The organism is Streptomyces sp. UNOC14_S4 (assembly GCF_020740835.1).
Classification (GTDB): domain Bacteria; phylum Actinomycetota; class Actinomycetes; order Streptomycetales; family Streptomycetaceae; genus Streptomyces.
Map to the genome: position 1 here is coordinate 22,278 of NZ_JAINFC010000022.1, position 9,194 is coordinate 31,471.

Genomic DNA, 9,194 nt, shown 5'->3' on the forward strand with positions numbered 1-9,194 from the left:
CACTCGGTATCGCACGGTTGGCGGCAGCGCGCGGCCGTCGGACCCGGCCCCGTGGAGTCCAACGACAGGCTCAGCTGCCCGGTGCGGGGGCGCGCCGGACGGTCGCCAGATGGACGGCGGTGCCCAGCAGCAGCCCCCAGAAAGTGGAGCCGATGCCGAACAGCTCCACTCCGGACGCGGTGAGCAGCAGCGCGACAAGCGCGCTGTCACGGTGTGCGGGCGACTCGGTGGCCGAGGCCAGCGCGCCGCCGAGCGCACCCAGGAGAGCGATGCCCGCGATGGCCGCCACCAGCGCCGCGGGCAGCGCGGTGAAGAGCCCCACCACGGCCGTGCCGAGAGCTCCCGCGATCAGATAGAAGACTCCGCAGTAGACGCCGGCCGCCCAGCGCCGCTCGGGCCGCGCGTCCGCCTCCGGGCCGGTGCAGATCGCCGCGGTGACGGCCCCCAGATTGAGGGCGTGGCAGCCGACGGGCGCCAGAACGGCGGAGGCGATCCCCGAGGCCAGCACCAGCCGGTCCGCGTCGGGCCGGTAGCCCGCGGCACGGAGCACCGCGATGCCCGGCGCGTTCTGGGACGCCATCGTCACCAGGAACAGGGGCAGCGCGAGCCCGGTCACCGCGCCGAGGGAGAAGTCGGGTGCGGTGAACTGGGGTGCCGCGAGCGCCAGGTCGAACGAGCCGCCCCGGAACCGGCCGGTCACCAACGCGTGCGCACAGCCGGTGAGCAGCGCGGCGGCGACCGCCCAGCGGGACGCGAATCGCCGGCAGCCCACGTAGGCGGCGAGCATCAGGCCCACCAGCCACGGATTCCGGTCGGCGGCGAGGAAGAGCCCGAAGCCGAACTTCAAGAGGATCCCGGCGAGCACCGCGGAGGCGACCGTCGGCGGAATCCACCGCATGAGGGCGCCGAACAGCCCGGTCGCCCCGACCAGTACGGTGAGCGCGGCGGCCACCAGACAGGCCCCGACCGCCTCCGCGAAGGTGTACTTGTCCAGGGCGACGGCCAGCAGCGCCGCCCCGGGCGTCGACCAGGCCATGACGACGGGGATGCGGTACGCCCAGCTGAGCACCGCTCCGGTGACCCCGCTGCCGATGGAGACCGCCCATACCCAGGACTCCAGGGCGGCGGGCCGCAGACCGGCGGCACCGGCGGCCTGGAAGACGACCGCCAGGGGGCCCGCGTAGGCGACGACGACGGCGATCAGGCCGGCGACGGCCGCGGCCGGGTTGGCCAGGACGGCTGCCCGCGACGGCTGTTCGTCGGGCGACGCCGCCGGCTCCGTCGCCTCCTGCTCACCGCTCCTTCCGGATCTCATCCCGCGACGTGGACCACGAGCACATTGCCGGCCATCAGAAGCAGCACCCCGAGGCGCTGGCACTTGATGCCGAGGACACGGGCGGCGAGCGCCTTCCGGCGGACGACGCCCGTACGCAGCTGTACGGTGCGGAGCGCGAAGAGCGGCAGGGTGACGGCGAGGAACCACCAGGGCACGGCGCCCACGGCGACGGCCACGACGACGGCAACGGGCTCGGCGACGGTGAGGACGGTGATGACGCCCCGGTAGGCGGCGGGCCGTGTCATAGTGGCCAGGTTGCGGCGGCCCGCCAGCCGGTCCCCTTCGATGTCGTTCATGTTCGAGTAGAGCGAGACCAGCACGCTCCACAGGCCGAACAGCACCGCCTCCAGGACGATGAGCCCGGTGGTCGCGCCGGTGATGAGCGCGTACGGCAGGACGATCACCAGGCTCGCGGAGGAGACCAGGAGCAGTTCCTGTCCGCCCCGGTAGCTGAGCTTGAGCCCGTAGGAGTACTGCACCGACGTCAGGGCGACGTACAGCAGCAGCACACAGCCCCAGAGCGGCCGGTGCGGTGCGAAGGCCGCCGTGGCGGTCCACAGCAGTGCACCCCACAGGGCCATGGCCCAGGCGAACCGGTGGGCCTCCTGGACGGTGAGCGCCCCGGAGAGCAGTGGCTTGCGCGAGAGATCGCGCAGCGCCTCCGACTCGGTGGTGTAGTTGCGGGCGTCGCTGCCGTCACGGACGCCGGTGAGGTCGTCGAAGGCGACGGTGGCGGCGACGACACCGACCTGGCCGAGAAGGAAGAGCAGCAGGGTGATCCAGGTACCGGCCGCCCACAGTTCGGTGCCGGGCACCGCGGTCCACACGACGAGCACACAGAGGTAGAAGTCGAAGAAGGCCAGCTTCCCCAGCTTTGCGTATGCCTTGAGCTTCGATGTGCCCGGGGCTGCCGAGGGCATCGCGGTCCTCAACGCCATGCGCGGATCCGCCTTTCATGAGGGGTCGTGGGGCGGGCCGGGGTCAGGCGGGCTTACGGCCGTAGGTGGATATGAGGACTTGGCTCAGCCAGTGGTTGGCGGGGTCGTTCATGGCGCGCACGGCTTCGTCGACGCGCTCCTCGGTGAGCAGCCCCTGGGCGAGCAGCTCGGGGCGGAGGTACTCCAGCCACAGCACGTACATCCGGGCCCGGAGCGAGCCGCCCTGCACCATCACCGCCCGGCCCTCGGCCCAGACGTCCTCCAGGCCGACGTCGAGCGCGGCCCGGTGGTCGAAGTGGCCGCCGCGCATCGAGTAGCCGGTCTGCTCCATCACCTGGTAGGCGGCGGTGTGGACATCCTTGAGGAAGTCCTCGGAGGCCGCCGAGCGGAAGAGGGTGAGCGCGTCGGTGTCCTCCACGAAGAGCACCCCGCCCGGCCGGAGCGCCCGCACCATCCGGCGGACGGCCGTGGCCGGGTCCTCCAGGTGCTGGAGGACCATCCGGGCGTGTACCAGGTCGAAGGCGGCCCCGGGCAGCTCGTCGGTGCGCACATCGAGTCGGCGCAGCTCCACCGGCGGGTTCTCCAGCCGTTTCAGCGGCCCGATGTCGAGGTCGGCGGCGAGGATCCGGCCGGTGGGGCCCACGCGCTCGGCCATCCACCGGACGATGGAGCCCTGGCCCGCGCCGACTTCGAGGCAGGACCAGCCGGCGCCGACGCCGAGGCGTTCGAGCCGCTCGACGGTGCCCTGGTCCCAGAGGGACTCATTGGCGCGCAGCCGCTCCGACTCACGGTTCCAGGCCGGGTCGAAGAGGTAGTCGCCCTCGTGGCCGGTGTGGTGGCCCGCCGTGATGTTGCCGACGTCGCTCATCGGGCTCCTCCCCCGGCCACGCGGTTCGCGCGGCCGGCATCGCCTGTTCATGACCGGGATCTGCCGAACAGTCCGTCACCCTAGAAGTGGCCGCGACACCGCTGCCATAGCAGGTCGCTGTGGCCCCGACGGGGGCTGTACCGGCAGCAACCTGTCATTCGGAAGGACAGGTCGGGCGGCCTAGCCTGCGCTGCAGAGCGTATGGAAATTCCCTTGCCGTGGAGAGACCGGCGAACCGGGAATCCGACCAAGAAGGCGGGGTCACCCGTTGCTGAAGACGTTCATTGTCGGACTGGGAAGGTCGGGGCGAGGTCTTCACCTGCCGATCCTGCGGAAATTACGGCAAGGTGCTCCGGCGGGCGGGCTGTTCGCGCCGGATGACCCCCTGGGATTCGATCCGTTCGCCTCCCTCGACGACATCGACCTGCGCGGGGTGACCCGGGTGGCATCCTTGGCTGCGGCACGCGCGGAACTCGACCCGGACACCACGGTCGTTCATCTGTGCACGCCTCCGGATTCCCGCGCGGGAACTCTGCTGGAACTCGCCGAACTCGGTTTCCGCTTCTTTCTGCTGGAGAAACCGATGGGCACCGGCAGCGCGGTGGTGGAGGAGCTGCGCGGTATCCGGGACGCCTATGGACTGCGGCTCGCCGTGGTCGCCCCCTGGCTGCACTCCACGCTGACGCTGCGGCTGGTGGAGCTGGTGGACGCCGGTGAGCTGGGTGAGCTGCGCTCGATCACCGTCCGCCAGTTCAAGCCGCGGCTGACCCGGACCTTCGCGACGCCCAGCCATCCGACCGCGTTCGACGTGGAGCCGCCGCACTCGGTGGGGGTGGCGCTGCGACTGGCCGGCCCGGGCCGGGTCACCGGAGCGTCCTGGACGGACGCGCGCACCGGTCGGCGGGTGGTCCGGCACATGGGCTCGGCGCGGCTGACGATCGAGCACGACGGCGGGGTCGGCACCACGATCACCTCCGATCTGACCTCGCCCATCAATGAGCGCAGCATCCGGCTGGAGTTCGCCGCCGGGACGGTGACGGGCCATTACCCCACCAGCGGCATGGACTCCTACGCACAGCTGCGCACCGATGTGCCCGGGGTGGGCGCGGGCCGCGAGCTGTTCCACGACGAGGCCCTGACCGCCTGTGTGCTCCAGGTGTACCGGGACTTCGCCACCGGTGCGGACCGCCGCTCCGACTTCGAACTCCAGGCCCAGGTGGTCGCCCTGCTCACCAGCGCCAAGGACCTGTGCCTGGCGGAATCCCAGTCCCCGCTGTCTCTCCGTCAGGAGGAGGTACACCATGCCGGCTGAAGTCACTCCCACGCCGTCGGCCCTTCCGTTGTGCGGTATCGGCGACGAGGCCGGGGAGTCGCTGGGCACCCAGCTCTCCGCCCTCACCGAGCTGCGCTGGAACCTGATCGAGCTGCGCAACGTCGACGGCACGGCCCTCGCCGACCTGGACGAGGACGCCTTCGACCGCCTCACCGGGAGGCTGGCCGGGGCAGGACTCCAGGTGGCGTGCGTGGACTCCCGCATCGCCAACTGGGCCCGTCCGATCGGCTCGGACTTCGCGGAGGACCTGCGGGAGCTGGAGATCCTCGCCGAGCGGTGCGTCCGGCTCGGCACCCCGTACATCCGGATCATGTCCTACCCCAACGACGGGCGCCCCGAGGCGAGCTGGCGGGCGGAGGTCCACGCACGGATGCGGGAGCTGACGGCGCGGGCCGAGAGCACCGGGGTCGTCCTGGTGCACGAGAACTGCGCGGGCTGGGCGGCCAGTGACCCGGCCCGCGTGCTCGGGCTGCTGGAGCATGTGGACAGCCCGGCGCTTAAGCTGCTGTTCGACACCGGGAACGGAGCGGCCCACGGCTACGAGGCCTACGAGCTGCTGCCGGAGATCGCCCCGTACGTGGCCCATGTCCACATCAAGGACGCGGTGGGCGACCCGTCCGATGTCCACTACGTCCTGCCGGGCGAGGGCCGCTGCCGGGTCGGCGACGCGCTGCGGCTGCTGATCGAGCACGGCTACCCCGGTGTGTGGTCGATCGAGCCGCACATCAATGTCCGCCCCCATGAGTCCCTGACCGCCGCCGGCGCCGACGGGGTGGGCACTTTCGTCGCATACGGCCGGGCTCTGGAGAAGCTGCTCAACGAGTCGGTCGCGGCCGTGACGGCACGGTCGGCATGAACCACGTCCCGCTGCTGCCGTCCGAACACGAGCTGCTGATCCGACTGCTCGAACTGCCCACCGTGGGACTGCTGGAAGCCGGCGCCGACGGTCCCCGGCCACGGCTCGCCGAGGCCCAGCTCGCCTATGCCGACGCCGCGGCCGAGCTGGGATTCACGGTGGTCCACCATGGCGCGCCGCCACCCTCGGAGCTGGAGCGCCCCGATGTGCCGCGCGTCGTGCGCGAGGCCATGGCGGAAATCCCGGACTTCCTGGAGTGCCAGCCCAGCACGGTGCTGCGGCTGGGCCCGGAGCTGCCCAGGGAGCGCACCATCATGTTCAACGTCCATCTGGACACGGTCAGCGGCTGGGAGCCGCCCCGGTACACGGACCGCCGCTTCCACGGCCGGGGCGCCATCGACGACAAGGGCCCGGCGGTGGCGCTGCTCGCGGCGCTGCGGACCGCCGTGGACCGGGTGCCGGAGCTGGGGCGGACGACCGGGGTGCTCATTCAGCTCGTCGCGGGCGAGGAGGGTGGCGCCATGGGCGTCTTCGGCACCCGGCCCCTCATCGAGCAGGGCTTCTACGGCCGGATCAATCTCTTCTGCGAGCCCACCGGATCCCGGTTGCTGCCGCGCTCCACCGCGGCGATGACCGCCCGGGTCACGGTCGACGGCCTGGACTCCATCGACGACCGGCCCGGCGGCGGTCACAACGCGACCGTGCTGCTCGGCTATCTCGCCCAGCACCTGGCACACCGGCTCTCCGGCCGGCACGACGGCACCCGGGTCTGTGTCGCCGGGCTGCGCACCGGGCCGCTGCACAACCGCGTCTACGGCACCGGGGAGCTGCTGCTCAACCTCGCGTACGAGAACACCACCGCCGGACAGCGCCTGGAGGCCGCCCTGGAGGCCGAGGTCGAGCGTGGTCTGGCCGACTTCACCGAGCGCTTCGGCCAGGTGCGGGACTTCGCGCTGACCGCCGACGAGGCATCCGGTGTCACCGCGGTGGAGTGGCTCAAGCGAGGGCTGCCGGCCCTGGTCGACCAGGACGACCCATGGGCCAGATCCCTGCTGACCACGCGTGCGGGCCTGCCCTGTGTACCGGCCGACGAGCCCTCGTTCACCTGCGACGCCATCTGGCTGGACGGCGTTCCCGGCGCCTACACCGCCGCCTTCGGCCCCGGCGATCTCGACCTCAACCATGCCCATGCCCAAGGCGAGTTCGCCGACGCGCGGGAGCTGGAGACCTATGCCGCGAGCGTGGTCTCCCTCCTGAGTCACTTCGCCCGAGCAACGAACGGACGTCCATGACCACGACCATAGAACCAGCCGACTACGCGACCGACGTACGGGTGCCCTACGAGACCCTGCTCTCGCTGGCCACCGCCGTCCTCGCCGACCGGGGAATGCCCGAAGGGCGGGCCGGTACCGCCGCCGAGGCGCTGCTGTACGGCGACCTGGCAGGCATGCGCTCGCACGGGCTGGCCAATCTGACCCGGCTGTATCTTCCGCTCCTCGACGAGAAGCGGGCGGATCCGACGGCGGAGTTCGAGATCCTCGCCGACCGGGGCGCGGCCGTGCTGGTCGATGCCCGGCAGAGCCTGGGGCTGTGGGCGGCCAGTGAGGCCATGGACCTGGCGGTCGCCCGCAGCGCCGAGTACGGCATCGGCATGATCTCCGTCCGCAACGGCACCCACTTCGGCTGTGCCGGGCACCACACCGCGCGAGCCGTCGCGAAGAACGCCATCGGCATCCTCGCCTCCAACTGCGGGGGCCAGCGCATCGCCCGGCCCCCGGGCGGCCGGTACGCCATGCTCGGCACCAACCCGCTCTCCATCGCCGCGCCCGCGGGCCCGGGGCTGCCGTCGTTCAACCTGGACATGAGTACCACCGCCGTACCCACGGGCAAGGTCCGCGAAGCCGCCCGCGCCGGCCGGCCCATCCCGGAGGGGTGGCTCCAGGACGCGGAGGGCGCGCCGGTCACGGATCCGGCGGCGCTGGACCGGGGCGAGGGCTTCCCGATGTGGCTGGGCGGCCGGCCGGAGACCGGCGCCTACAAGGGGTACGGCCTGGCACTGCTCGTCGAGGTGCTGGCCGCGCTGGTGCCCGGCGCCGGGCTCGGCCCCTCGCCCGAAGCCTTCACCGGGAACGGCGGCCCCACCGGCCGGGACGACAACATAGGTTTCCTGGCGATCGCCGTCTCCCCCGGGGCACTCCGCCCCGAGCAGGAGTTCCTCGGCGACGCGGGCGGGCTCTTCCGGAGCCTGCTGGAGTGCCCGCCGGTGTCGGCCGGTTCCCCGGTCGGGTACCCCGGCCGGCGCGAGGCCGCGTACGAGGAGGAAGCGCGGGCCAACGGGGTGCCCGTCAGCAAGGGGCTGTACGCGGAACTGACCGCGGTGGCCCATGAGATCGGCGCGGACATCCCCACGGAGGCAGGCGCATGACCCGGCGTACCCGTATCGGCATCATCGGACTCGGGGTCATCTCCAAGTTCTATGTGTCGGCGTTCGCGTCGCTCCCCGGGCTGGAACTCGCCGCCGTGTGCGATCTGCGGCCCGACGCGCTGGCGGAGTTCGAGGACCGCGTCCCCGCCTACACCGACCACCGCGCGCTGCTGGCCGACGCGGGGCTCGGCGCCGTCGTGGTGAATGTGCCCAACGACGTGCACGCCGAGGTGTGCCGGGCGGCGCTGGAGGCCGGGGTCGCGGTCTGTGTGGAGAAACCGCTCGCCACCACCGTCGAGGACGGCCGGTCGCTGGTGCGCACCGCGAGGGAGCGCGGGACACTGCTCTTCACCTCCTTCCACCGCCGGTACAACGACAACGTCCTGGCGCTGCTGGAGCGGGTGCCGGCGCACACCCCGGTCGAGTCACTGACCGTGCGCTATCTGGAGCGCATCGAGGAGCACGCGGGCAGCGACCGCTGGTATCTCGACCCGGCGCGCTGCGGCGGCGGCTGTGTGGCCGACAACGGACCCAATGCCTTCGACACGGTCCGCCAGATCATCGGCGATGTCGAGGTCGTCGGCGCCGAGGTGGTGCGCGACGCGGACGGGGTGGACCGGCAGGCGACCGTGGATCTGCGCGGCCGGGGCGGCACCACCGCCCGGGTCGAGCTGGACTGGTCGTACGAGGGCGAGCGGAAGGACGTGGCAGCACGGCTCTCCGACGGCACCACCGTCCACGCCGACATGCTCGCGGGTCACCACGGGTTCAAGTCGTCGCTGAGGCACGAGTACATCGGTGTGCTGCGGGACTTCGCGGGCGCGCTGGCCGCGGGCGAGGACCGCTCGGGTGACGGTCTCGCCGCGCTGGAGCTGGTGTCGGACGTGTACCGGACGGAGCGGGAGGGGCTGCGGTGAACCCGGCCGAGGACGGTCCGAAGCGGGAGGTCAGGGGCGAGCTGGTGAAGGTCCTGGCCCATCGGCGCGAAGACCGGGGCATGGTCCTGGAGGAGTTCGGCAGCCGGTGTGTCCGCACGTACGAGATCCATGAGCTGGTCACCACCGATCAGAACGACACCACCACGGGCGCGGTGGTCGACCGGGTCGGCTTTCTCGGCTTTGTGGAAATCGCGCGGGGTGGGGTCATCGACCGGGGCGACCGGGTGACGGTGGACGGACGGCGGATCGGAACCGTGCTCGGCTACGACGGCTGCCACTTCCCCAACCACTACAACATCCTGATCGCCGTCGACCGGACGGTCACGGGCGTGGATCTCGCTCTGCAACCCGCCATGGAGGTGCGCTTCGGGTACTAGAGCGTGTTCGTAGTTCGGATCTTCAGGTGGGTTGGAGGCTGCGGATCCACAGGATCGCGCCGCGCAGATGGAGTCCGGCGAGGTAGCTCTCGGGTGTCTTGTCGTAGCGGGTGGCCAGCCCGC

General features: G+C 71.7%; 9 protein-coding genes and 1 pseudogene. 6 read left to right on the forward strand and 4 right to left on the reverse strand.

The features are described from left to right. Positions 1–70 precede the first annotated feature (70 nt). From K6I34_RS03970 to K6I34_RS03980, 3 genes are read right to left on the reverse strand one after another with little or no spacing between them, the layout of a single operon-like run. The gene (locus K6I34_RS03970) at positions 71–1,315 is read right to left on the reverse strand and encodes a benzoate/H(+) symporter BenE family transporter (RefSeq protein WP_229322648.1); all 1,245 of its coding nucleotides are present in this window, start codon (positions 1,313–1,315) and stop codon (positions 71–73) included. Then, entirely contained in the window at positions 1,312–2,274 is a 963-nt protein-coding gene (locus tag K6I34_RS03975) for a UbiA family prenyltransferase (RefSeq protein ID WP_229322649.1), read from the reverse strand. The genes K6I34_RS03970 and K6I34_RS03975 overlap by 4 nt, the downstream gene beginning before the upstream one ends. Positions 2,275–2,317: 43 nt before the next feature. Beyond that, positions 2,318–3,142 (reverse strand): class I SAM-dependent methyltransferase, encoded by an 825-nt coding sequence (locus K6I34_RS03980; protein ID WP_229322650.1) that lies wholly within the window; start codon positions 3,140–3,142, stop codon positions 2,318–2,320. A 442-nt stretch (positions 3,143–3,584) separates the two neighbouring features. Between K6I34_RS03980 and K6I34_RS03985 the strand changes: the two genes are divergently transcribed. From K6I34_RS03985 to K6I34_RS04010, 6 genes are read left to right on the forward strand one after another with little or no spacing between them, the layout of a single operon-like run. Continuing rightward, entirely contained in the window at positions 3,585–4,454 is an 870-nt protein-coding gene (locus K6I34_RS03985) for a hypothetical protein (protein ID WP_229322651.1), read from the forward strand. Continuing rightward, entirely contained in the window at positions 4,444–5,331 is an 888-nt protein-coding gene (locus K6I34_RS03990; protein ID WP_229322652.1) for a sugar phosphate isomerase/epimerase, read from the forward strand. The genes K6I34_RS03985 and K6I34_RS03990 overlap by 11 nt, the downstream gene beginning before the upstream one ends. Next, a complete protein-coding gene (locus K6I34_RS03995) occupies positions 5,328–6,623 on the forward strand; it encodes a M20/M25/M40 family metallo-hydrolase (protein WP_229322653.1) in 1,296 nt (431 codons plus the stop codon). Before K6I34_RS03990 ends, K6I34_RS03995 begins: the two co-directional genes overlap by 4 nt. After that, complete coding sequence (locus K6I34_RS04000; RefSeq protein ID WP_229322654.1) at positions 6,620–7,756, forward strand: Ldh family oxidoreductase; 1,137 nt, start codon at positions 6,620–6,622, stop codon at positions 7,754–7,756. Before K6I34_RS03995 ends, K6I34_RS04000 begins: the two co-directional genes overlap by 4 nt. Then, on the forward strand, positions 7,753–8,673 hold the full coding sequence (locus tag K6I34_RS04005; protein WP_229322655.1) for a Gfo/Idh/MocA family protein: 921 nt from the start codon (positions 7,753–7,755) through the stop codon (positions 8,671–8,673). Before K6I34_RS04000 ends, K6I34_RS04005 begins: the two co-directional genes overlap by 4 nt. Beyond that, complete coding sequence (locus K6I34_RS04010; RefSeq protein WP_229322656.1) at positions 8,670–9,071, forward strand: hypothetical protein; 402 nt, start codon at positions 8,670–8,672, stop codon at positions 9,069–9,071. The genes K6I34_RS04005 and K6I34_RS04010 overlap by 4 nt, the downstream gene beginning before the upstream one ends. A 22-nt stretch (positions 9,072–9,093) precedes the next feature. On the opposite strand, the pseudogene K6I34_RS04015 reads toward K6I34_RS04010, so the two are convergent. Further along, positions 9,094–9,194, reverse strand: a pseudogene (locus tag K6I34_RS04015) (IS5/IS1182 family transposase); the annotation flags it as partial.

What these genes read in the sequence shown, in the direction of transcription:
- K6I34_RS03970 (WP_229322648.1), bottom strand. Translation starts at nt 1,315, where the DNA reads ATGAGATCCGGAAGGAGCGGTGAGCAGGAGGCGACGGAGCCGGCGGCG.
- K6I34_RS03975 (WP_229322649.1), bottom strand. Translation starts at nt 2,274, where the DNA reads ATGGCGTTGAGGACCGCGATGCCCTCGGCAGCCCCGGGCACATCGAAG.
- K6I34_RS03980 (WP_229322650.1), bottom strand. Translation starts at nt 3,142, where the DNA reads ATGAGCGACGTCGGCAACATCACGGCGGGCCACCACACCGGCCACGAG.
- K6I34_RS03990 (WP_229322652.1), top strand. Translation starts at nt 4,444, where the DNA reads ATGCCGGCTGAAGTCACTCCCACGCCGTCGGCCCTTCCGTTGTGCGGT.
- K6I34_RS03995 (WP_229322653.1), top strand. Translation starts at nt 5,328, where the DNA reads ATGAACCACGTCCCGCTGCTGCCGTCCGAACACGAGCTGCTGATCCGA.
- K6I34_RS04000 (WP_229322654.1), top strand. Translation starts at nt 6,620, where the DNA reads ATGACCACGACCATAGAACCAGCCGACTACGCGACCGACGTACGGGTG.
- K6I34_RS04005 (WP_229322655.1), top strand. Translation starts at nt 7,753, where the DNA reads ATGACCCGGCGTACCCGTATCGGCATCATCGGACTCGGGGTCATCTCC.